This is a genomic window from Bacillus sp. MHSD_36 (assembly GCF_030757775.1).
In the GTDB taxonomy this organism is placed as follows: domain Bacteria; phylum Bacillota; class Bacilli; order Bacillales; family Bacillaceae_G; genus Bacillus_A.
Genome location: NZ_JAVBIS010000001.1, coordinates 35,148 through 58,060, shown reverse-complemented (window position 1 = coordinate 58,060; position 22,913 = coordinate 35,148). Strand labels below are relative to the sequence as shown.

Annotated in this window: 23 protein-coding genes and 1 pseudogene; 2 read left to right on the top strand and 22 right to left on the bottom strand. The window is 36.1% G+C overall.

Annotation, left to right across the window (positions count from 1 at the left end):
• The first annotated feature begins 3 nt into the window (after positions 1-3).
• Positions 4-708, top strand: coding sequence for a hypothetical protein (locus Q9B79_RS00370; protein WP_242304355.1), 705 nt, complete (start codon positions 4-6; stop codon positions 706-708).
• A gap of 16 nt (positions 709-724) precedes the next feature.
• On the top strand, positions 725-1,756 hold the full coding sequence (locus Q9B79_RS00365; RefSeq protein ID WP_242304357.1) for a hypothetical protein: 1,032 nt from the start codon (positions 725-727) through the stop codon (positions 1,754-1,756).
• 57 nt (positions 1,757-1,813) lie between these two features.
• Here Q9B79_RS00365 and Q9B79_RS00360 read toward each other — a convergent pair whose 3' ends face one another.
• The 22 genes and pseudogenes from Q9B79_RS00360 to Q9B79_RS00255 form a co-directional block, all read right to left on the bottom strand.
• Positions 1,814-2,026, bottom strand: a complete 213-nt coding sequence (locus Q9B79_RS00360; RefSeq protein ID WP_242304359.1) for a helix-turn-helix domain-containing protein — start codon at positions 2,024-2,026, stop codon at positions 1,814-1,816.
• 233 nt (positions 2,027-2,259) lie between these two features.
• The gene (locus tag Q9B79_RS00355; protein ID WP_000383803.1) at positions 2,260-2,412 is read right to left on the bottom strand and encodes a hypothetical protein; all 153 of its coding nucleotides are present in this window, start codon (positions 2,410-2,412) and stop codon (positions 2,260-2,262) included.
• A gap of 374 nt (positions 2,413-2,786) precedes the next feature.
• On the bottom strand, positions 2,787-3,842 hold the full coding sequence (locus tag Q9B79_RS00350) for an N-acetylmuramoyl-L-alanine amidase (protein ID WP_242304844.1): 1,056 nt from the start codon (positions 3,840-3,842) through the stop codon (positions 2,787-2,789).
• Positions 3,839-4,078, bottom strand: a complete 240-nt coding sequence (locus tag Q9B79_RS00345; RefSeq protein ID WP_242304843.1) for a holin — start codon at positions 4,076-4,078, stop codon at positions 3,839-3,841. The genes Q9B79_RS00350 and Q9B79_RS00345 overlap by 4 nt, the downstream gene beginning before the upstream one ends.
• Positions 4,078-4,314: a hemolysin XhlA family protein gene (locus tag Q9B79_RS00340; protein WP_000398741.1), complete on the bottom strand. Its 237-nt coding sequence runs from the start codon at positions 4,312-4,314 to the stop codon at positions 4,078-4,080. Before Q9B79_RS00340 ends, Q9B79_RS00345 begins: the two co-directional genes overlap by 1 nt.
• Positions 4,315-4,352: 38 nt before the next feature.
• Positions 4,353-10,550: a phage tail spike protein gene (locus tag Q9B79_RS00335; RefSeq protein WP_306182168.1), complete on the bottom strand. Its 6,198-nt coding sequence runs from the start codon at positions 10,548-10,550 to the stop codon at positions 4,353-4,355.
• Positions 10,547-12,019, bottom strand: a complete 1,473-nt coding sequence (locus Q9B79_RS00330) for a distal tail protein Dit (RefSeq protein ID WP_242304842.1) — start codon at positions 12,017-12,019, stop codon at positions 10,547-10,549. Before Q9B79_RS00330 ends, Q9B79_RS00335 begins: the two co-directional genes overlap by 4 nt.
• 41 nt (positions 12,020-12,060) lie before the next feature.
• The gene (locus Q9B79_RS00325; RefSeq protein ID WP_306182167.1) at positions 12,061-14,241 is read right to left on the bottom strand and encodes a phage tail protein; all 2,181 of its coding nucleotides are present in this window, start codon (positions 14,239-14,241) and stop codon (positions 12,061-12,063) included.
• A 264-nt stretch (positions 14,242-14,505) separates the two neighbouring features.
• The gene (locus tag Q9B79_RS00320) at positions 14,506-14,769 is read right to left on the bottom strand and encodes a hypothetical protein (RefSeq protein WP_098672324.1); all 264 of its coding nucleotides are present in this window, start codon (positions 14,767-14,769) and stop codon (positions 14,506-14,508) included.
• 97 nt (positions 14,770-14,866) lie between these two features.
• Complete coding sequence (locus Q9B79_RS00315) at positions 14,867-15,721, bottom strand: NUMOD3 domain-containing DNA-binding protein (protein WP_242304841.1); 855 nt, start codon at positions 15,719-15,721, stop codon at positions 14,867-14,869.
• 254 nt (positions 15,722-15,975) lie between these two features.
• A pseudogene (locus tag Q9B79_RS00310) lies at positions 15,976-17,208 on the bottom strand (hypothetical protein); the annotation flags it as partial.
• A 12-nt stretch (positions 17,209-17,220) separates the two neighbouring features.
• Complete coding sequence (locus Q9B79_RS00305; RefSeq protein WP_000477711.1) at positions 17,221-17,382, bottom strand: hypothetical protein; 162 nt, start codon at positions 17,380-17,382, stop codon at positions 17,221-17,223.
• Between the two features lie 53 nt (positions 17,383-17,435).
• Positions 17,436-17,798, bottom strand: a complete 363-nt coding sequence (locus Q9B79_RS00300; RefSeq protein ID WP_000415946.1) for a hypothetical protein — start codon at positions 17,796-17,798, stop codon at positions 17,436-17,438.
• A gap of 4 nt (positions 17,799-17,802) precedes the next feature.
• Positions 17,803-18,396 carry a major tail protein gene (locus Q9B79_RS00295; protein WP_001293689.1) on the bottom strand — a complete coding sequence of 198 codons (594 nt, stop codon included), beginning with the start codon at positions 18,394-18,396 and terminating at the stop codon, positions 17,803-17,805.
• Complete coding sequence (locus tag Q9B79_RS00290) at positions 18,397-18,726, bottom strand: hypothetical protein (RefSeq protein WP_098619936.1); 330 nt, start codon at positions 18,724-18,726, stop codon at positions 18,397-18,399.
• The gene (locus Q9B79_RS00285; RefSeq protein ID WP_000065124.1) at positions 18,723-19,079 is read right to left on the bottom strand and encodes an HK97 gp10 family phage protein; all 357 of its coding nucleotides are present in this window, start codon (positions 19,077-19,079) and stop codon (positions 18,723-18,725) included. The genes Q9B79_RS00290 and Q9B79_RS00285 overlap by 4 nt, the downstream gene beginning before the upstream one ends.
• Positions 19,072-19,371, bottom strand: a complete 300-nt coding sequence (locus Q9B79_RS00280; RefSeq protein WP_000997895.1) for a phage head closure protein — start codon at positions 19,369-19,371, stop codon at positions 19,072-19,074. Before Q9B79_RS00280 ends, Q9B79_RS00285 begins: the two co-directional genes overlap by 8 nt.
• Positions 19,368-19,640: a head-tail connector protein gene (locus tag Q9B79_RS00275; protein ID WP_142332320.1), complete on the bottom strand. Its 273-nt coding sequence runs from the start codon at positions 19,638-19,640 to the stop codon at positions 19,368-19,370. Before Q9B79_RS00275 ends, Q9B79_RS00280 begins: the two co-directional genes overlap by 4 nt.
• A gap of 2 nt (positions 19,641-19,642) precedes the next feature.
• Positions 19,643-19,933 carry a hypothetical protein gene (locus tag Q9B79_RS00270; RefSeq protein WP_078421077.1) on the bottom strand — a complete coding sequence of 97 codons (291 nt, stop codon included), beginning with the start codon at positions 19,931-19,933 and terminating at the stop codon, positions 19,643-19,645.
• A gap of 36 nt (positions 19,934-19,969) precedes the next feature.
• Positions 19,970-21,133, bottom strand: coding sequence for a phage major capsid protein (locus Q9B79_RS00265; protein WP_306182160.1), 1,164 nt, complete (start codon positions 21,131-21,133; stop codon positions 19,970-19,972).
• Positions 21,134-21,146: 13 nt separating this feature from the next.
• Positions 21,147-21,731, bottom strand: coding sequence for an HK97 family phage prohead protease (locus Q9B79_RS00260; RefSeq protein ID WP_001043898.1), 585 nt, complete (start codon positions 21,729-21,731; stop codon positions 21,147-21,149).
• A complete protein-coding gene (locus Q9B79_RS00255; protein WP_242296724.1) occupies positions 21,697-22,908 on the bottom strand; it encodes a phage portal protein in 1,212 nt (403 codons plus the stop codon). Before Q9B79_RS00255 ends, Q9B79_RS00260 begins: the two co-directional genes overlap by 35 nt.
• Positions 22,909-22,913: the final 5 nt, after the last annotated feature.

Below are 22,913 nucleotides of genomic sequence, written 5' to 3'. Positions count from 1 at the left end.
CACATGCTAAATCTAGATAGAAAAAATTTCTTTACTCAAACTATACAGTATATATTATTACTGTTCTTGTTTAACCAGTTTTGGGGTGAAGAAAAATGGCTGGAAAATAAATTGCGAGACTCGCTATTATTGATAGGAATTTATTTATGCTTCCTATTAATAAGTTGGTTCTCTTTTTTATTTCGCCCTTTAAGTATAACTGTCACCCAAAACAATGCTTTAGGTAACAATATAGACTTCACTTTAATAACACAAGAGAATAACCGGCTGTCTAGTGAACTCCAAAGAACTGTTAAATTAGATTTAGAAATTACAAGAAAAGGGAGCATATGGTGGCGTATTTTACTAAGATTAATAAAAAACAAAGAACTTTTCTTAGAAATTGAGCCCACTCCTAGACAGCTAATGATTCAGGCAAAAGACCCCTTCCAAAACAAAGAAATTGTAGTGGACACTCAAACTGGTTTTAAAATACGTTTGAATGAAATGATAAATGAAATTGGAACTTTACAAACAGGTAAAAAAAGCATAACAGTAACGAAGGTTTATCCCTATTACATAACCAATCATACAGATATAGAAATCCCAGATAATCTATCAGCCAGTATAAGTCCCACTTTCACAGTTAATGGTAAAAGTGCGAAATGGCTTAAACTTTTTCTTCAATTGGACATTAAAGAACAAAAAGTTAGATTTTTCCGGAGATAATGAAGGAGGAGCAAGTATGGCGAGGAATAACAGTAAGATTGTGATTTGGGCTATGGAGCCACGTTTTGACTTAGATTATATTATCGATTTATTACAATTAAATTATTTACAAGAAATAGAGTATCTCGCTACTTATAATCAATTAACAGATTACGAGAAAACCTTACAGAATAAGTGGTTACCAATTCCAGGTAGGGCCGATTTTATTATTGAGAGAATGGATATCGCCGGCCAGACATTTGAATATATCGCTGCTATAGGGCAATATGAAACTCAATCAGGTGCCTCGAAAGGTGTCATCAATAATAATCCCCTTCCACGAGAATCAAGGGTATTTAATCATTCTGTAAACGCTGTTTTCTTCCAATATTTAGGTAGAGTTTTCTGCGCTTTAGAAGTAAGCGCAAGCCAAGAAGGCAAAGTACGCTCTGCATTATTTGGACAAGGTAATAAAAATCCTAAAGAAGAGTGGGGAAAAGTGTACTTTAAAGATATAGATACATTTGCCTTAGATAGTAGATTTTTCTATTGGATTTTTAGCAAACGAGGGCAAACAGTATCTTTACACGGTTCTCCAAACGAGACCATTCAAATTGTAGATGTTTCGGCAGTTTCACAACATGCAGAAAGAAAAGCTTATGACAGTACAAGTCAAGGAGCAAATGTTTTGGGTTCAGTACAAGCATTATCTGGATTAGGTAGTAATCAAAGTGTTTATAACGGTGGCTTCTATTTCTTAAAAGAAAATAACTTTAGCCTGTTTATGGAGATAGGTTCTGATGGCTCCTTCACTATAGATACCGCAAGGTCAAGTATTACTAAAAATAATCAAATGGAAATTGTGTCTCAAAACTTACAACATGTTATTCTCGTTATCTATACATATCTATTCCCTGGTTTAAAAGCATTATATAATGCAGAACGAGGCGGGGTATGGAATACAGTTGTTGAAGCTGACCAAAGGAAACAATGGGCATTAGAAGTAGTTAAAGAGTTATGTTTAGAAAATGAAATAAAATTAGATGAATTAGAATCAGTACTTACATAAAAAAGCTCAGTCAAACAACTGAGCTTTTTTATAATTGAGATTGCTATTATAAATAGACTATTTTTTCATTTGCTCTTTTCTTCTTAAGATATCCTCTTTAAAAAACAAACGATCTCGAACCATCTCTTTAATCGGCGCTAACGTCCCCGACTTCACCAACTTATTTAAATTCTGCCTCGAGCATTCCAAAATCTCCAATGCCTCTGAAGTATTCACAATTTCATCATTTACGAATTTTATTAGTTCTTCCTTAGATTCAAAGTTATACATTTTTCTTCTCCTTTATATACAAAATAACCATGTTGATTACCATTAGGATTATCGCTAGTATTGTACCAACGATACAGATATAACCCCAAGTGTTTAAATTATCATAATCAAGGATTGATAAAATAAACCCTAAAACAATGACTACAGGTAGATTCGTCCAGATAAATTTTTTCATAATAATATGGAATGTGATATAATCTTAAATGCAGGAGAGGTTTCCCTCCCCTGTGTGCTTATTCTGAGTCGTTTCCTTGGTCGGGGCGACTCTTTTGTTTTTCTTCTTTCACCTTGTAGTATGTATCTACGATGTTTTTAACACCTGCGGTTACTTGAGAGAAAACCGTTGCTGTTGTAGCTATAGCACCTAAGATTATTATCCAATCCACTTTGTTCACCTCCTGTTCTTTATACTCTTATTATACACCAAACGTTGACTTAAGTCAACTTAACTAAATAATATTTTTCCTATAAATCTAATTTTATCCTATAAAATAGCACAGTCCTCTCATTCGAGAAGGACTTTTTTATTACTTACTTTTTAATACGTCTACATTATTTGAATTTGCAGTAATAGAATTTGGTATAATTAGCTTAATTTAAAGGAGGGAGATAGTTTGAAGGTTGTTCAATCTATATTTAGAGGGTTTCGTTTATTAAGTAAAATCATAAATCCAATATTAAAGGCATTATCTAAAAGTAAATTTTAAATATCTTAACAATAAAAAAAGCCGAATCCTTAATTGGAATCGGCTTTTTGATTCTATGATACTTCTACATATGTTGAACTAGCTGTAATATAGAAGACACTGCTTTTTGAGTTTTTCACTTTATATTGCGGTGAACCATCCACTGATACTTTATCAATAATTGTAAATCCTAATCCTGCATCAACGGTACCTACGACATCTTTATCCTGCCAAGATGGAGATTCATAGAAACGTAAATTGTCCACTTTAGAAATGACCCTTTTACCAGTCATGGTAGAAGCATCTGTCCCATTGTAACGGATATATGAGGAGTCACAATAAATCCATTGGTTACCACCAAGGTTTAACCAGTTTCCTAATTTACCCCATACTTTATAAGCCTCTCCTTTTTGTAGTTTACGAATAACACTATTATCTGTTGATGGTCCAGAACGAAGATTTACATTGTATCCCTCAATATACGCAACACCATTCACCTGTACTGTGCCAGGTATTTCATTTGGTTTCTGTGGTTTTGCATCTACCGTAACAGAGTTCCCGTTATAAGCCTTTAACACGTCTGCTCGGAATTTAGCCTCTGATACACCATGACTACGAAGATAATCAAGTGGGTCTTCATGATCTGTACCACCTAATTTATAAGTAATATCCTTATGTGTCCATAATCCTTTAGAAGGATGAATATTTCGTTCCCGTAAGATTTCCCCTATCAACTCTACATATCGTTCGTAAGAACGTTTGAACTTCATCGGATCACTTGTTTCACACAATTCAACGTGAACAAATCTAGCATTAGCTGCTGGACCTGCACCCCATGCACGATATTTAGTAGATGCAATTTGAATCTTTTCATCCCAGTCAACTGCGTAGTGAACAAATGCCGAACGCCATGTACGAGACTCATATTTTTGAATATTAATAGCTGGAGCTTCTGGGGTAGCTGTAGAATGTGCTACAACACCTTCATAAGCGCCAACACCATTACGGTATGGTTGTTTTGGTAAATCAGTAATAATCAAGACCCTATCAGCAAATACGTTTGTTCCAATTGATAATACTAAAATCATAGCGACAACTATAGATGAAATATGTTTCCACTTCTTTTTCATTTTACATCGGCATCCTTTTTTATAATTTTTGTATGGTCAAATAATCCACTTGCTGACAACCCAATAATGATTCCTTGAAATATATTTATTTTGATATCTTGAGACAAAAATAAAACGCCTAGCATTATGCCAAGCGTTAAATTTAGTAACGGAACATATTTTGTTTGCATCCCAACTGTTTTTGCAATTTGTGATAATCCTACAACAACACCAATCATTACCGTAATTTCAAACATTACATACCACCTCCTTTCAAAAAGAAGGTCAGAGCCGCTCCAATAAGCCCACCAACAATAAGGCGTAAGATCCAAGTTGTATTAGCGCTAATCTTATCTAATTGCTTATTGATATTGATAATGTCTTTCTCGTTACCTGTTGTCCGCATTTCTAAACTTTTAATCTCTAAGCGAATGTCCTTAATATCTTGCTTTATTTCTTGAACATCACTTCTTACTTCTTGTAATCCTTCCACTTTGATCACCCCTTTTTAGACAATAAAAAAAGACCAGCTTATGGCTGCTCTGGTTTCTTATCAATTAATTGTTGAAGTAATAATTCTTCTAGACGTGCAATTCTGTCCTCTTGACTGGCTACTTGTGATTTTAGATATTCAATTTCATTATCCTGACTAGCAACTTTCGATTTAAGATTACTTAGTTCTTTCTCATGAACATCTTGTATAAACTTAATCTTTTGAGTAGCATCTAAATGGAGGGTTACAAGAGTGTACAGGTTGATTCCATCCCCCAAATCAGCATGGAAAGTTTCATCTGTATCCTCTAGGATAAGACCATACTGTAGAGGAATATCTCTTGTAGTGTGTAGCTTTCCTGTTCCCTCAGCTTCCTGTCTCATTTTGTAGAGTTTCTCTACATCACTTTTGAAATTATATTGCTTTACTTTCAAGCTCATAATTTTTTCTAAGGCATTAATCTCTAAATCACGAATATTGGACTTAATCTTACGAGATGAACGGTTTGTAAGACTTGTGTAACTTATATTCCCTGCTTGTAATCCTGCTGTTGGTGTATTTTCACCTACTGGGATAAGCTGTAATGCGCTCTGGTATCCTGAAACGTGCGAGCCTCTGATACGTATATATGCTAGGCGTAGATCAGCATTGTTGTTGTCATCTTGTAAAAGCATATTGTTACCTGAAGTTTTGTTCTTATTTTCAAAGTAGAAGTTACCATTCCCATTTCTAAAAGTATGATTTGTCCTTACAGTTGATAGGTGGTATCCGTTACCTTGCAGGTAAATGTTATTACCTGCTATAACTTCAAAATCTAGCGACGGCTGAATTTTAATAGAAGTATTTTGAGCTACCGTATCAGTCTTGATTACTATATCACCTTGACGAGAAGCTGAGATAGTTACAGTGTCCTTACCATATAAATGGACTTTCCCTCCCCAAGTCTGTTCTAATCCTGAACCATATAGGAATAAATTGGAATTACTATTATAGGATTCTACTACTCCTAGAGTTGAATAAGATTCTCGAAAGTTATCGTTTCCATTCCCATCAATGGGAGTTCTATGGTAGAGCGCTGTTGCCCCTTCAATACCACCTGATTTAGAACGCCCCATCACAAGAGCAGGCGTTATAGCTGTTCCATCTTGACTGTTAAAGAATTTCAATTCAGCTCTAGAAATATTTTTATCATAAAGCTCTAAGAACTGTTTATTGAGTTTAACGAAACGCTGTTCACTGTTAGGGGCAGTTTTAATAGTAACTCCAACTAGTTCTTGAGCTTTCAAGTGCTTCGCTTCAATGTATCCGTCAAGCATAATCTTACTAGCTTGAATCAATACGGATTGAGCTGTTTGGTTAATTGTTGATGCAAGATCACCTTTTTTGACTCGCAAGTTAATCTCATTACTCATTACAGATAACTGAGAAGTATGCGAATCTACAATAGTTTTACTTCCAAAGCGTCCATCGGAATCTGTTTTTGAGTAAACCTCTTTTTTTTCTGCCTTTAAGTCAATTCGGCTGGATTGCTGATTTATGCTTGTCTCAAGGGTTGATACCTTAGAGTTAAAGTCTGTGGTAGCTACTTTCTTAGCAATTTCTCCTACAAGTTGATCATAGTTAGCATAGTCTTTCGGGTTTTCCATAAATGCCGAAGGTGTAGCACCTTGTTGGAATTGTGGTTGAGATACCCAGATAAGTCCGTTTCTACGTATCCATATATAAGCCTCTACATGAGTAACAGCTTTTGAAGGAACCTCAGCAGTAACAGAAACAAGTGTCCATGCACCGTTATTCAACTTATCTTTTAGGTCTACACTACTAGTTGTAACTGTAGTTGAACCATTTAGGAACTTAATCTCCAAAGCTCCACCTTGATCTAAACCGTCCTTGTTATATGTAAAAAACCATGCAGATAATACTAGTTTTCCTGAGCTAGATGTAACAGGGAATAATTGACTAATACCTGTCCAAGCATTTACAGTTAGCCCCGTTGCTTGAATCTGAGCCGAATTATATCCATCATGTTGCCTTGCTGTTGTAGGCGTAACGGCTGATCCTGCTACAGTAGCTACTACTTTCCATTTGCTAAGACTCGGGGTTCTGGAAGTAATAATACCAGAGCTAGGGTTGATTGTCCTATCTTCAAAAGCGGAATTTATATATAAGTTTGTACTTCCCAGCCCCCCTACATAATCTTGCATTTGGGTATCAGAGACTTTAGAGCTGATCTGATTGTTCAATTGCGTAATCTCACTCGTATTCTTTTGAATTTGTGTAGTATGCTTTCCTTGCGTTGTACTAAGAGAAGCAATTGTGGCTTGATTGCTATCCACAGTTTGTTTAATCGCGTTAGTTTTCACTGTCAGATCATTAAGTCCATGCTGAGTAGAGAAGTCACTGGTAGATAAGTTCCACCCTGTAACACGGTCTCCTAATTCCACCTGAGGCATTCTATAGTATATGTCCCCATTATGGAATAAAGCTAAACGGAATCCACCTGAGACGATACCTGCTATCTTCGGCTTGATAGTTCTGATTATACGAGTCCACTTACCGGTTGTGATGTCTGCTAACTCTGCATTTGTAAGCTGTACATCTTGGAATTGTACTCGCACACCTGCCTCGTTGAAAAACTCTATGATGTAAGCATATTTAAACTTAAAAGTAGCTACGTTAGGAACTTTCATATAGGCACTGAACGTATACTCTTGGTTTAATGTTACAGAAAATTTTGTTGAGAACCCACTTATGATGCTATTAGGGGCTGTTTCCACTAGGTTAGTACGATTGAAGCGAATTACTCCTGCTCGCTTATCGTCATCCCATGGCATTTGAAAGCTCGTCACATCAGGATGAGGAAATTCCCAACCTACAGGTAATCCTGTATCTCTTTGTAGAAAGCTTGAGTTGTAAACTAAATTTGTCCCTACTATGCCCTTACCCTCGATAGCTGTAATAGTACTTTTCACACCATCCACACTTTTTTCAATCTCGTTTGTTTTCGATTGAAAAGCTCCTTGTGTTACTCCATCTTCAGGAGCAAGATTCCAAGATTCAAGTAAGTCTCCTAAGGTAACCATTATCCCTGTAAATGTTGCATCTACAGTAGTTGTATTACCAGTAGCGATATTTACACGTACTTCTTTTAAATTACCTGTGTAATTCGTTGTATCGAAAGGAATAGAAATTCGATTCCAACCATTTGTTACTACTTTTTGCTGAATAATAGCATAATAATGTTGATCTTTCCCGTTCTGATCATACGTGAATCTCATATATAGGCGCGGATATTCTGTTGTTGATGTTACAGCCTTTACATCAACATAACAGGATGCTATCCCCTTTTTCTTTATAAACTGATCTGGGCTTAAGTTTTGGTAGATATAAGCTGCATTGCTTGTTATTTGTAATCCTTTCTTAATACCTGATGCATCTGATATATTAACGTCAATAAATTTAAAAGTTGTTGAATTAGTAATACCATTCCATAAATTTTTTTCATTAGAAAAATCTGAGTTAATTACATAGTTTCGAACACTTACTTCTCGTTTTTCTATATTAGAGAGTTTTTCGGTAATCTTACCTGCTTCCTCTCTAATTTCAGTTGTCGTTTTTTTGAGTGACTTTGTATCAGATTGTATATCCGAAATCGTCTTTTTCGTGCCCTCCAGAGTTGATTCAACCGTATTTAATTTATTACTAATTTCACTATCTTTTTTTGTTAACGATTCAATGGATTGTTTAAACCTATCTGCAGTTTGTTCTGATTTAGTAACTCGTTCTGTAAGCTTTCCTTGTTCGTTTTGTACATTTGATACAGAAGTATTTATTCCTTTAATAGTAGTCTCAATTTCTACTGTTTTTTTAGTGAAATCAGTTGTGGATACTTGATCTTCTGGTGCTGGTGTCCATGCAGTTGATATTGTGCCAATTTCTAATTTAAGCTTTTCAATTAACACGTCCCCCGTGAAGTCACGTGCTAAAGCGTAAACTGAAATCTCTTTAATAGGTTTATCCATTACTACAGCACTCGCTGTGAACCTTTCCTGGTTATACTGTTTACCTAGTGTTAGGCGGTTTTCTACGCGACAACTCGGATAATGAAATGTATTGTCTGTGAAAGTAATCTTCACTTCGAAACCAGCCCATTTATTCGTTGTTCCCCATGCAGTAACTTTACCTGTAAACAGGAAACTCATAGCAAGATTCTTACCCTGCATTAAACTAGCTGCATCCTTTGCTAAATCAAAGTAGGTATGCTGCTTATTTTCCCCAGTCTTCACTGAATGTGATTTAGTAGCTGTTTCTAGTAATAAATTTCGCCCACCAACTTGAATATTATCAACTTGAGTTTTCAGATTAGAAATTGTCTGCTTCGTTCCATCTGCCGTTGATATAATCTCGTTCGTTTTACTTTCAAGCTGGGACAAACCATCATTAATTTTCGTTAACTCCGACTTCTCTGCTTTTTGTTTAAGAGCTTCATTTGTTTGACTAATAGATGTATTAATATCTTGGAACTTCTTAACGTTACCATTCTTATCAGTTTCATAGATTTGTTTTCCTATAAAACCATCTTTAATTTCATCTTTCGTATAAACGCCGGATTTATCAGCCTTATCTCTTAGTTGATTATTAATCCACGTTTGATCAACTTTGTCATTAACCTGCTTTTGAACCCCGACTATTTGTCCAGCTATTTCTTGAGCTTTACCTTCCACACTTAGAACCTTTTGATTTAATTCCGTTTTAGCTGTTTCAATATCTTTCTTAACATCCTTAATACTTTGTTGTAATGGAGCCGTATCTGGAACAACTGATTCCCATGCTGTACCTGTCCATATTTTTAAAATACCAGGCTTACCATTACTAATATCACGCCAGAGTGTTTTATTTGCTTTGAGATCAGTAGTAGGTGGTTTAACACTTTCTATAATATCTACAAGATTTTTCTCCATGTAATCTTGGGTTGCTTCTGCTAAGTCTTTAGCCGTTTTACTTTCCTGTTGAGCTTGTTTTGACTTGTTGATAGCATCTTGAATGTCTAGACCTTGATCTTTTACTTTGTCCTTTAAAGCATCAAACCACCCTTGGGGTACTTTATCTTGTAATGATGCTAAAATTTTTTGGTACATTCTGCGTAACTCTTCATTCGAGTCAATAATTTCACGATAATCACCAAACACATATTTATCTTGTGTAGGGTCTTTAAAAGATTCATCACCAGCGATAGCACGTGCTTCAAGGTACAACTTAGGTTTGAACCCTCTATCTATAATTCTGATTGTATCGCCTTCATTAATTAATTCATGTGCTAATCCAAATACTTGCCCTATACTTTGTGCTTGAACTTCGTAAGAAACAGAAGTATTTACACGTTTTTCTATTTCTGTTTTCATAAGAGTTTTAAGTCGTTCCGGAGTCATATCTTGATTCTCTGTCTCTGGGCTATAGAAGCCGAATTTATGTTGTCCTTTTTCATTCCAGCGCTGAAATGCACCGTCATCCACAAGGTAAGGTATGCCGTTATTTATTTCCGCAATAGTAATAAATTCTCCGCCTTCTTTTTTAACGAAGCCCAATAAGGCTGTACAAATATTTTGAGAGTTCTCAATACGCTTAATTCCCATTAAATCTTTACCAAGAGTTACTTCTTTTTTTGTATCTCGTCCTCGCTTCTTAACCATATCCACATATCGGCCAACGATTTGAGATCCTACAACTTCAGCACGATATTGAATTTCTAATTCAAATGAAGAAGCAATCTGTTTAAGAAATGTCAGTGGATCAGTAAATTCATCAATCGTCATAGAGTGTGATCCATTATGCTCCGTTTTACCTATTTTCCACTTCGTACCTGCGAGAGCTCTTCTCATGCATTCATTCAACGTTTTACCTTCAATTTTTTGCGGATTAATAATCCCTGCTTTAGCAAGCTGAATCCATTCACCAGATGCATAAGCAACCACTGATCTATCTTTAGAGTCTTTTTCCGCTTCAGTAATTACATATGGAACAATTCGACCATCACGCACTTCTTTTAACACTAAATTTTGTTGTAAAAGCGTTGTTGCATGTTCTGTATTATCAAACACCCTAAACTCTAATGTATCTATATTATTCTTGATTTCCCAATGGCGTTTATCATCCCAATAATCTTTTGGTTGTATAGCTGAAACGATTTGATTAGTTTTAAAATCAACAATATGTAAGATTCCACTTGGTGTTCTCATCTAAATCGCTCCCTATAACTTAATTTTGCTATTCCTATATTGGCTGGACGTACTATAATTTCATTCAGTCCTCTTTTTACAATAGGAAACGAACTGAATATGTCTTTCAATCCAATTACATTTTTTCCGTTAATTGTTACTAATGATCTTTCTGTATCTATTTGTATTTTGTCTCCTATATCAAAAATATAAGGAGTCTCATCTATAGTTAAGGTATTTATCTTCCAAAACTTAACATCTTCAATAAATGCAATATCAACTGGTGGATTAGAACCATAAACAATACATCCTACAGCTATCTTGGCTACTGGTCTAGCTGTCATAGGATTACTGTCAGACTCATCTCTCCATGTACGGACAAAACTAGCATCATCTATCTCCGTATTCTTTCGATATTTAGCAAAATAGAAACTCCATTCTTTGCCCCTGCGAGCTACTGCAACATGTCCTCTGAAGTCGTTAAATGTATCAGAATACATTCCCATTTCGTCAGAGATCCACTTTCTAGACCCTCCTGAATCAATAATTGCTTGTGCTGTTGTCATTTCATGGCTCATATAATCATCAGCCATCGCTAGTTCCACTACTATGTTATCATTAGCATCTAAGAGCATAACTACAGTTTTCCCCATTCTGTTCCAGTGTTCAGACTGAAAACTCATTTGCACATCAAGTCTAAAATCTTGGATAACACCGCCTGTATTAGGAATAGTTCTCTTCATAAAAGGACCATGCCACTCGGTATCTGTTCCCGTTCCGTATGAGTCAGGTGTAAAGGCGTACCCTTGCCAAACCTTCATAGCCCCTGAACTTTTGTAAATTCCTATTTGACCAGTTACAGCATTCCAAGTTGTTAAACTCTTCATTTCATCCCATATGAGCCGCTCATTTTGTTTCACAACACGAGTTTTAACCCCTGTGGGATAACCTAACCTAAAGTATTCGTCACCATTCCAGATATCAAGAAAAGGGCTCTGTGCTCCCACAGTTATATCAATAATGGGATTAGACTCTACAGAACCATTGTTACGTAATGAAGCTTTTAAGTCTCCCTTCTCAATAGCCAGTATTTTCTCTTGTACAGCTCCTAACTTATAAGGCATTGGACAAATAAATTTAATTGTTCCTGTACCAAGGGCTACAAATTCATCTGGATCAAAGCTATCATCTACAATTGCTAAATATGTTCTATGTGGTTCTATATCAAAAATAAGTTCTGCTGGTTGATCTGTTATTAACCACCCTGCAATTTCTTCTTTCAGCGTTTCTAAATCAGATCCATCAGGAACTATAATTCCCACAGGAATAGAAAGAACCCGAATTTCAGTTTGTGTGTTTAATAGTCTTGCACCAGGATACCCCGGAATACTTAATAAATTTCTTTTCAATGGTGCCCAAGTAGGTCTTTTCAAGCCTTTTGCAATTTGGACAAATTCTTTACGTTCGTTGTTAAATGTAAAAGAGCTCATTTTGACACCCCATTTCCCTATAAAATAAAAGAAACTCAAACCTAAAAGGCTGAGTTTCTTTGCTCTTCTCTTTCTTGGTATTCTTTTGTATATCGATAAGTACCGCGTGCTAAGTCTCTACCATCTAAAATAACTGGTACTTCAATTACTAAATCGCCACCTTGTGCTGAAATTACTTCATTACCACCAGTTTGCCCTGATGAATAATTGAATATTTGATTTGCGATATTACCAGCCATGGCTTGTCTACTATTTGACATACTTCCATACACACCACTCATAACAGACTTTAATTCTGCTAATTGACTCATAGAACTAGCCATCATCCGACTCATATCACCCATTAATTGATTCATAGTCCCAGTAATACCAAGTGATTTTTCTCTCGATGATAAAGGTGTAACTGTAATTGAATTACCCTTCTTCGTAAATAACTCTGGTCCGGCTTCTCCTGTTATAAATGAACCATCACCTACAGGCTTTCCACCTTTAGCAAGCATTGGTACATGCGGAATAGTTGGCGCACTTACTCCTGGTATATTATTTAACAATTCTGCCGGTGTATTAAAGCCATCTATGAACTTATTAATAATACGTATGATTCCGTTGATAGCTGTACGAATACCACTCTTAATTCCATCCCACACGCCTAATACTGCTGATTTCATTCCATTAAATGCCCCACTAACAGCACTTGTTACCCAACGAACAGGAGTCATAATGGCATCTTTCAAACCATTCCACACTGAAGATGCTGTAGATTTAATACCATTCCAGATACTTGAAAGTGTAGACTTAATACCATTCCATACGCTACTACTTGCACTACTAATCATATTCCAAACAGTTGAAATAGCTAATTTAATGCTATTAAAAATTGAGCTTGCTGTGGAAACAATTGAATTCCATAAGCTAGAAAGATAGCTTTTAATCGCGTTCCATACAGCACTCGTAGTGGAACTAATAGTATTCCAGACATTCACAATCCAGTTTTTTATTGCATCAAAAATTGGTGTTACAATAGATACTAATCCATTCCAGCATGCTTGCAAGAAATTCTTAACCGCATTCCAGACAGCCATCGTGGCTGAACTGATTGTATCCCACACACTAATAATCCAAGATTTGATTTTTTCAAAGATTGGCGTTACAAATGACACAAGTCCATTCCAGCAAGAAACCAAGAAATTCTTAATTGTTTCCCATACTAGGCTTGTAGTAGAACTAATTTTATTCCAACATTCAGAAATGAAATTCTTGATACTTTCAAATAGTGGAGTAGCAAAGTATAAAATAGCCGTCCAAATTGCTTGTAAGTATTGAGTAATGAAATTCCATACAGTTTGGATCACTGTAGAAATACCATTCCAAATCATAGAGAAGAAATCAGCAATCCCTTGTAAAACAGGAGTTATAAAAGCTACTAATCCATTCCAAGTCTCTTGAAAGAATGTAGAAATAGAAGTCCATATTTCTGTAAAGAAAGTCGCTATTCCCTGCAAAACTGAAGTTAAATATTCAACTATCCCATTCCAAATTTCCATACAGAAATTAAAAATGGATGTCCAAATACCAACGTACGTTTCTAGAATAGCGGTTCCCCAGGTTACAACAAACTCTACAATGCCATTCCATATACCTATTAAAAATTCCTTAATTGAGTTCCAAATTGCTGATGTAGATTCACTAATGCTATTCCACGCTTCACTTGCCCATTGCACAATCCCATCCCATATTCCTACTAAGAACTCTCCAATTGCATTCCAAGCATCAATGGTCCATTGTTTTATAGAATCCCAATTTTGGTAAATTAGTACGCCTAAGGCAACTACAGCGGCTACAACCACAGCGATTAACGCTACCCACCCCATCATTGCAGCCCCTACACCCGATATGACGACAACTATTGGTGCTAAAGCCATAAATGCTCCTGCAATTACGCCAATAGCTACTGCGATAGCTGCCAAAGTGGCTGCTAGTTTTGGATTATTAGAAATCCAATCGGCTATTTTAGCAACAACATCAGCTATAACTCCAAGAACGGGTTTGAGGGCCATTTGTAAATCTTGCATTGCTTTTTGAAATTTAACTGCTGGATTTGCATCCATTTTTTTAATGGAACCATTCAATTGTTCTTGGTTCTTTTGGAAATCAACTGTTTTTTCTTTCGCACCCAGCAAAGTATTAATAATATTTTGCCCTTGATCTTCATACATTGTCATTTTGTTATCGTAAAGGCTTTTTATCCTCTACTTCCGGGGATTTCTCCGCATTATAGGACGTTAACTCATCCTCGGTTCAGCATATATTTTCAACCTATTAGGTTGTCGTTCACTCGTGGGAGTATTTTATTCTGTAATACAGGTTCAACTCCTATGCGTTACGGTGAGCCACATCTTTTAGAATGTGCTTTACCACGGTGTTAGCACCATCTTTACATGCTGAGCTTTCACCGTTTTTGAACGATTTTACTTCGGCACAATTCATCATCTACCGAAAAATTTAACACCTAATTCATTACGCTTTGTTTCATCATCAACTTGTGATAAGGCTTGTGCAATCTCGGTCATAGCCGCTGAACCTTCTTTACCGCCATTAGCTACAGCTTGACCCCATTTTTGAACTTGTTCCGCTGAAATATTAGTGCCTTCAAGAGCTTCTTTCATCGCTTTATCGACACCTTGACCGAACTCAGCCGCTTTAATACGTCCTTCTTTTAAACCCGTTATGTTCAGTAAAGTACGCAACACTTTACCCGTCCCCAAAGGACCGCTCACTGTCGCCAGTAAGACCAGACTATATCATCATCTAAGCAAAACAGATCCTAGATGCTCCCCATTTCCACTATCATTCGCTTATAGTGTACGTCTCTCGACTAGTCGTTACACCTTCATCTAACAAATCAAATTTGTACCCTTCTAAATGACGATATTTACTTTTTTGCCTATTAAAATCATCTTCTACAGAAATTTTCTTACCTAATAACTTTGTTAATAAATATAAACTTATTTTAAACTGTTTACTTGTTATTTCTTTCGTTTCATAGATTGTAAAATTACCTAGATTGTCAGTAACTTTAACTTTTACAGCGGCGGGATTTTTACCTCCTGCAATAGCTTGGCCGTTTCCGTAGTTCGGGTTATTAGCTCCACCTACGTCTATTTTCTCTCTAGCTATTTTTAAGTTTCTTTTGTGTTCTTCTGATTTCTTTTTTCCTTTTAACGCTTGGCTTATATTCAAACGCTCTTGTTCAGTTTTCTTACGTCCGTATATCGGACTTGAATCCCCACGTTTGCCGTACATTCCATTTCTTTTTCCAGAACGAGCTAGACTTTGCTTTCTGCGAGTTTCTTCTGACACAACCACGCCATAATTTGGATGTAACGATCCTTTCCGACCGTACATGTGGTTAAACTTTCCTTCTACCGCACCAAGCCCTCCATCATCTAAATTCACAAGTTTGTAGTTTAAAACATGCTTATATTCATAAATAAACCAAACTTCAGCATCATAAGCCTCTTTTTCGGTTAAATTATTAGATATGATAGCTACAGCTACCTCAGTTTTGTTTAAAATATTTTTAAAATACCTATTTCTACTTTTATCAATTTGATACGCTCGATTACCACTACCTTTTCCTACATAAAAAGGCTCGTTAGTATCAAGCCTTATCCATTCGTAAATATAAAATCTTCTTTCCATACCCTCACTCCTAATACAATATCTTACAGCAATAGAGAGGATTTTTGAATAATTAAAAGTAGTATCAACAGTAAAAATGAATCATCAATTTAAAATAGTTAAATCATCTGTAAAAGGATGTCTGTCTAAATATACTAAGTAAATAACATCTTTGATTTATTAAATGCTTGGCACGGTATTGTCTCTATAACAGAGAGTTCCACCGTTTTAAAGGAGTTTTCTATGAATGTCACCACTCATAGGGACAATACTTTATCCAATAAATTATCGATATTCCAAGTACCTGTTTCAACACCAGCCTCCATAATGGCCTGTACTTCTTCAGCGCTATATCCAGCTCTTGTTAACTGTCCTCCATACTCAGCGATAATGTCTAATTGTTCAGGTGGAAATCCCATTTTTAGCAAAGCGTTTGTTAAACCAAGTGCACCATCTTGCGAAATCCCTAATTCGTTTCCAATTTCATTCGTTTCTTGAATTAATTCCGTAAAATCTATTCCTTCATAGGATTGCGCGATTGTCGCTGCTCCTTTAACAACAGCTGCATTCGCTTCATCACTTACATTCTTATTTAAAGCCCACTGCCTACGTACACCTTCTAATGATGCCTCCGCATCCACACCATAAGCGGTTACCCCTCTTACAGCCGCCTCTACTGATTGCTTCGAGGATTCTGGAACATCAAAAGTTATATCAATTTTCGTTTGCAACTTTGACATATCCATTGCTTTTTCAACCGCACTAGCAATACCGCCACCTGCCGCCATACCACCTATGACGTTTTCTAATCCTATCTTTAGCCCTTCAAACTTCTTCTCCGTTCTTCCGGCTTCTTGCTGTAAATCTCTTAATTCATTTCGCACTTGTTGTATTGAGTTTCCAGCATCCACCGATCGAAGAGCTCGTTGTAATTTCTCTATATCTGTTTCTGCTCCTAATGCTTCCCGGCCGATAATTCCTATTGCTTGTTCCAATTGTCGACTTGTAGCCGTACCACTTTTAATTGCATTCACAAGACGATTTCCTAATGCTCCCGCAAAATCATCAACACTTTTCCCAGTAGCACTAAACAATGTTTCTAATTGTCTTGTTGAACTTGCTACACTATCTTGCTCAGCCTTCATGTTCCCAAGCTTATTCTTTAGGCCATTAAGCGATCCTTCTGTAAATTCAATTTCACGCCTAAATGCGCGGTATTGTTCTTCGGAAATTTTTCCGTTTTGAAATTGCGCTTGGACTTGTTGCTCAGCTGCCTTTAATTTATCTAACTTTTGTGTGGTGTTTTCAATTTGCTGAGTCAGTAACTGTTGCTTTTGAGCTAAAGCTTCAATATTACCTGGATCAAATTTTAATAATCGCTCAACATCTTTAAGCTCTTTGGTTAAATCATTACTACGCTTGTTAACATCTTTTAACGCATTTTGAAGTCCAGTGGTTTCACCACCAATTTCAATCGTAATCCCTTTAATTCTTCCTCCTGCCATCATCTCACCCCTTTCTTAGAACGAATCGAAGTCTTTTTGATTTGCTTTACGGGTTTTCTCTTTGTCTGGGTTCTCCATTTCTGCAAATTCAGCAATATAATCAAAGCAATCACCGATTGTCATTACTTCTAAATCCCAACTCGTTAATTTCGCTTTATAACAAAGAGCAAGGAACAAATCAGTGGTGAATTCTCCGTCACTGAAAGTCCCTTGCTCTCCATTACTTTTCTTTAGTTTTTTTTTGCTCCCATTGTACTTTGAATCATATCGTTAATCTCTGGAATGATTTCATAAATAGGAAATTCTTCAAATCCGTCTAACCATGTAATTGGATCCGGAAGATTTTGATCAGCGGTTTTAGCATATAACCAAACTAAATCATAAATAACTTCAAAATCTATTTTCTTTAAATCTACATTTGAGAGGTCAATAGAAGGCTGAGAACCATCTTGTGGTGTAAATGTACCAATAGCCCCTAAAGCCATCATATCAGCAAACAAATCACGTCTGAATTGCGCTTTGTAACGCTTAACAGTTGCTGCTGTACTTTTCAGTCGAACTTGCTTACCATCTATTACAATTGTTTTTTCCATCTAATTACGCTCCTTTTGGTGCTGTTGGTGTTTTCACATAGACCTTTTTGTACCAATTATCATGGATTGCCGGTGTAGTTTTAGAAGTTGTCTTTGTCTTAACCATCGGTCTACCACCAGTTGCTAGAATAATTGGGCTTGCGACGAATTTAAGCTCGTTTGTATTCGGTTCAGCTGAATTCGTTTTTGATTTTGATGAAATATTAGGGCGACTCGCTGAACAGTTATACATAACATGACGGGTTGCTTTCACATCACCATCAAACTCAAATAACAGCGCGAATGGTTTCCCTTTTGCATCAGCTAACTCATTTAATACACCATCTGTTTCATCTAATTGTTCACCTAATGCATCAATTGCAAATTGCTCCGGAAGGAGTGCAATATTTAACGTTCCTTCATAACCTTGGTTATTATCTGCTGAGTAATAAAGCATGTCATCGGCATAGAATTCAATTAAATCACCACGTGGTTCATTTGTTAATTCAACCGCACCAGGCAATGGAATTGGTGTTCCAAATGTAACTATCCCATCTTTTGTTTCATATGTTGCATAATGTACATTTTTCAATCCAAAACTTACTTTGTTCTCACTCATTTATATCAACCTCGTTTCATAATTTTTTTGAAATAGATTTTCAGTTTCAATAAAAACCTCATAGGACTCATAAGGAATCTCATAATTGTCTAGGAGTTTTTCAAGATTTTCTTCAGCAATTAAATCTTTTTTATTTGTATAAAGCTCGATACTTAAATTATTTATCTTGTGATATACCTTGTTATCAGCCATTAAATTCGCTGATCCGTCCACCAGAAAACAAATATAAGGTGGCGCTGGAACTGGATTGGTTGGCGTTGCTGTGAAATGTGAATAAGCCACAGGATAACCTGTAGCATCAAGGATTTTCTTTAATTCACCTAATGTCATTGTTGAATCGCCCTTTCGACACGTTCAATTAGTTCATTTATTGCTTTTTCTTCTGCCGGAGCAATGTGAACCTTAGCTGCTACACGGCCACCATTTGCTTTAGCATGTCCCTTTTCCAATAAATGTGTAAGTTGTGGTTTCAATGCATTATAAACAATAATTGCACTGCCATCCTTTTTTTTCCGCCAGCCTTTACCATACTTCCCTGTTTTCTTAGGACTTTTTTGTTTCAATTCATTCACAAGATTGGTCGCAACCTTTTCTTTAGCATCTTCTATATCTTCTTCTACTAGGTTAGCGTATCTTTGCAATTCCCTAGCAATATCACTTGCAAGAGTATCAATATTAGACACCGGCTTTCACCTCACAATAAAGTTCGATCTTTTCATCGTCTCTTTCATACGTGCGGTAAATGCTATATTCTTTATCTCGATACTTCACTTTTCGTTCATCTTGGTAATCCCAGACATGAACAATTAATATATGACTAGCCTTGATATTACTTTGTCCAGCTTGAAAGAATTCTGATTGAGGAACTGATTTTCTCTTGCAAAATACCTGTCTACTAAATACTTCATCTTCCTCAACTTGTCCTAGTTCATCTTTAGTAATTGTTATTACTGGGAATAGTAAAATATCATTCATTTATAGTCACCCGCTAAAGTTAGATGATTCTTAAGCATGTTATAAGATGCTAAAAAACGTTCTGCCTCTTTTGCGTCTGAAATAAAATTAGCTTTTACATACGTAATAATTGCTCTTTTAATTAGAGGATCAGTGTCATCATTTGCCTTGAGATGAGAAACACCCGATAAATTCAAATCATATCGAGATGCTGCAATTAAATCTTCAAGTTCATCATCAAGAGCATTATGTGAGATGCGTACCGCTTTCTTCACAACATCAATCATCATATTCATTCACCAACTTGCTCTAGCTGTTTTAAAGCTTTCAGAGCGGCATCTTTGCCCTTAATCTTTTCACCATTTGGAAGTTCGTAATACCCTCCTCCAACATGAACCGGTCCTTTTAAATCTTCTCGTTTATCTATAATGAGTTCCTTATTCAAGAAACCTTCATCTTGTAGATACATTACACGTTCTGCATCATTTGATTCATATGAATCTGCAACACTATAATGAATGAAAGTGAATTTATCTCGAAAAGCTCTTTTTACAACATATTTATTCAACGGTTTCCCACTCACAGTTAAACCTCCTTATACCATAAAGAAAAGCGACTATTATACAGTAGCCGCTTTCTTCACTCGTAAGAATCCATTTTTAGAAATTACGTTACCACCTGCAAAAACAGAACCTCTATGAGCAATCATACCTTGCTTGAATTTAAAGTCTGTAGATCGTTGAACATCCATATCTGAGAAAATAGTAAGTTGATAGTTTGATAAAGGACCATATGCCATGTTGTATTGTCCTGCTGTCGTTTTAGCATCAGAAACAGCCTTACAAGCACTATTAATAATGAATGGTACCCCATCAATTGTTCCTGAATTACCTTGTGATACTACGTTATATACTTTTTTACCATCAGATGTACGAAGCTTAGCAAATGCTTTTAAGTCTAGTTTATTTAAAATCAATACCGCTGCATCTTCTACGTCTTCATCTCCACCATAGCTATAAATAATTTCATCCAATGTAGATGCATCAATTGCTGAAATTTCTAAATCTGTTGCTGAATCAATTGCCGTAGCTGCTGCCGAGAAAATACCAGCAAGTCGATTCGTCGCACCTGTACCAATTAAAATTTCACGAGTTAACTTTTTACGAGTAGCTACCGTAATCCCCTTCATTACTTCAGCATCGTAATCAGCTGCTGGTAATTTTTGAAGCTCTTCTGTGTCTTCTGAATAAGCTGTGACTTTGGCTTTTGTGATATCTGCATATCCAAACGTTGTTTCTGATGTATTGTAGTCATTACCTTCAGTTGTGTAATCACCTTCCCCATAACTTTTAATATACGGCTGTTGGTAACTCTCTCCACCTTTTAACGTTTTAGAAGAAACACGATCAATCAGTGTAGACACTTCATTGAAAGTTGGACGAATATCCGTTGCACTATGTTTAGGTAAAACCACATTACCGCTTCCAACTGTAACAGCACGGTTTTCCATTAGAGCCTGTCCACGCTTTTCAGAAGTCTCTAATTCTACGTCTTGTTTTTGAGGTTCATTGTTAAATGTTTCAACTGTACGCATTTCAGGCATTTGATTATTATTAATCTCCTCTGCTTCTTTTAATAATCTTTGTCGTGTTTCAACTTGTTTTTGTGTTTCTTCCAGATCTCGTAATTCTGTTTCTAATGCTGTTAAGTCTACTTCCTTATCGCTTTGTAACATTGAGCGAATTTCTGACTTCCTAGTTAAAATTTCTTGTAATGTTTTCAAATGAATCTCTCCCCTATAAATATGTTTTTAAAATTAGTTTTTTACGTAATTCTTTTTGATTGCGTTCCTTCACAAATTGCTTATATGGGTCATGACTTCTAGCTGAAACTTGCGAATCAGGATAAGCCGGGAAAGCTACTGGACTAATCTCTAGTAACTTAGCTTGTGTTACACTACGAACTACATTGTCCGGATCTGATTCATCCCATTCTTCTTTGACCATTTGGAACCCAAAGGAAACACCGTCTACATCACCGCGTTTAATCGTCTCGTATGTGTCATTTCCGAGTGTTGTATTGGCTAAGTCTAGTTCAAACCTTAGTCCAATCTCATCTTCAAATAAACGAAGAGTACCATTCTTAGTTCTTCCTAACACTTGTGATGTGTCGTGGCTCCATAAAGCTAATTGATCATCTTGAGTCAAGGACTCTGTGAAAGCTCCTTTTTTAAACTGCTCTTTAAATCGTTGCCAATAGCCCATTGTTACAGATTTCATTTCCCATTTAACTGCATAACCAGAAATTGTTCGAAGGCCATTTTCTAATTCCCTAATTTCAAGAGCACTACTCAGTAATTCCCTCTTTTCCGTCTTGTTCATTGTCATCACCTCCTTCATCAGTGACATTTCCTTCTTTAACTAAAGCTGTATCTAATCTTCTAATCGGCTTAGATCCACCTTCAATTGGTCCAAGTGAAAGAATTGAACGCCATTCATTTGGTGTCATAGCTCCTCTATCAACCATTTGAACTAAGTCCATCTTTGTACTTAAAGAAGCGTATTGAAGTGAAGAGGATTCAAAGATAATCTTGTTACCAAATCCCCTTTCCCGACGTGAAAAAAGCTTCCTGGTATATTCTCCAGCAAGCTGCATTGCAAATGGCTCAATTTCTGATTCATAATAAGCTGTCCATTCATCCTCGTTGTATTTACTTTGGATAATCTTTTCGTTTGTATTAAAGAAATTATAAATACGTTGTACTGTTTCTTGCATCTGCTTGGAATCCGGTACAAACGCTTCAGGTTTCACTTGTTCTAAATCATACCTCGGATCAGAAGAAGCTGCTCCACCATCATTTGAGATATTCAAATAGTTATTCACAAAGTTTTTAACCTGACTATCAATATCTTCTTGTTTTAATACTGACTTAAACTTAAGAATCCACTTTACTACTGCACTATTTTTAATAGCTTTAACAATACCTTGATCAGTAGTTGTAACAATCTCCATTAACTGAGCTAATGCATTACCAGGATGTTCTCCGAAAAAGTCATTATCATTAAAGTCTTTACGCAAATGAATGATATCTGTATACGGAATCGTCATCTGCTTACCATTTTTAAAATAAAACTTTAAAAAGATGTCTCCCTGTGCACCTTCTACAACTTCAACTGTTGTACATGGAATAGGATAAACCTCAGTTGGATAACCAAAATCATCACGCTTAATATAAGCGAATGCATTATGATTCAACTCTAATTGAACAGCCATTTTCTCTTGAAACATTTGTCCTGTCATCAATGGATTAGGCTCTTCCAGTAAAAATCTCATATAGGAATCTGGATTCACCTTAAATTCAGTAGAGTTATCTCGTATATGCTTGGCTATCAGCTTACCGACTGCTTTTGCTTTAGGACGTATACAAGCTCGTATAATATCACTTTGATAGATGTCCCCATTCCACGCAAAAAAACCTCCACCATTATCATTTATCATTTCAAAACGAGTTGTAGTAGGAGCCTGTTTCTTTCCAAATATCTTATCAAATAACCCCAAATTCT

Excerpts from the sequence above, each read along its gene's own strand:
- Q9B79_RS00335 (WP_306182168.1), bottom strand. The coding sequence starts at position 10,550 with ATGAGAACACCAAGTGGAATCTTACATATTGTTGATTTTAAAACTAAT.
- Q9B79_RS00370 (WP_242304355.1), top strand. The coding sequence starts at position 4 with ATGCTAAATCTAGATAGAAAAAATTTCTTTACTCAAACTATACAGTAT.
- Q9B79_RS00295 (WP_001293689.1), bottom strand. The coding sequence starts at position 18,396 with ATGAGTGAGAACAAAGTAAGTTTTGGATTGAAAAATGTACATTATGCA.
- Q9B79_RS00360 (WP_242304359.1), bottom strand. The coding sequence starts at position 2,026 with ATGTATAACTTTGAATCTAAGGAAGAACTAATAAAATTCGTAAATGAT.
- Q9B79_RS00260 (WP_001043898.1), bottom strand. The coding sequence starts at position 21,731 with ATGAACAAGACGGAAAAGAGGGAATTACTGAGTAGTGCTCTTGAAATT.
- Q9B79_RS00365 (WP_242304357.1), top strand. The coding sequence starts at position 725 with ATGGCGAGGAATAACAGTAAGATTGTGATTTGGGCTATGGAGCCACGT.
- Q9B79_RS00345 (WP_242304843.1), bottom strand. The coding sequence starts at position 4,078 with ATGTTTGAAATTACGGTAATGATTGGTGTTGTTGTAGGATTATCACAA.
- Q9B79_RS00315 (WP_242304841.1), bottom strand. The coding sequence starts at position 15,721 with ATGGAAAGAAGATTTTATATTTACGAATGGATAAGGCTTGATACTAAC.
- Q9B79_RS00330 (WP_242304842.1), bottom strand. The coding sequence starts at position 12,019 with ATGAGCTCTTTTACATTTAACAACGAACGTAAAGAATTTGTCCAAATT.
- Q9B79_RS00350 (WP_242304844.1), bottom strand. The coding sequence starts at position 3,842 with ATGAAAAAGAAGTGGAAACATATTTCATCTATAGTTGTCGCTATGATT.
- Q9B79_RS00275 (WP_142332320.1), bottom strand. The coding sequence starts at position 19,640 with ATGATGATTGATGTTGTGAAGAAAGCGGTACGCATCTCACATAATGCT.
- Q9B79_RS00325 (WP_306182167.1), bottom strand. The coding sequence starts at position 14,241 with ATGACAATGTATGAAGATCAAGGGCAAAATATTATTAATACTTTGCTG.
- Q9B79_RS00300 (WP_000415946.1), bottom strand. The coding sequence starts at position 17,798 with ATGGAAAAAACAATTGTAATAGATGGTAAGCAAGTTCGACTGAAAAGT.
- Q9B79_RS00280 (WP_000997895.1), bottom strand. The coding sequence starts at position 19,371 with ATGAATGATATTTTACTATTCCCAGTAATAACAATTACTAAAGATGAA.
- Q9B79_RS00290 (WP_098619936.1), bottom strand. The coding sequence starts at position 18,726 with ATGACATTAGGTGAATTAAAGAAAATCCTTGATGCTACAGGTTATCCT.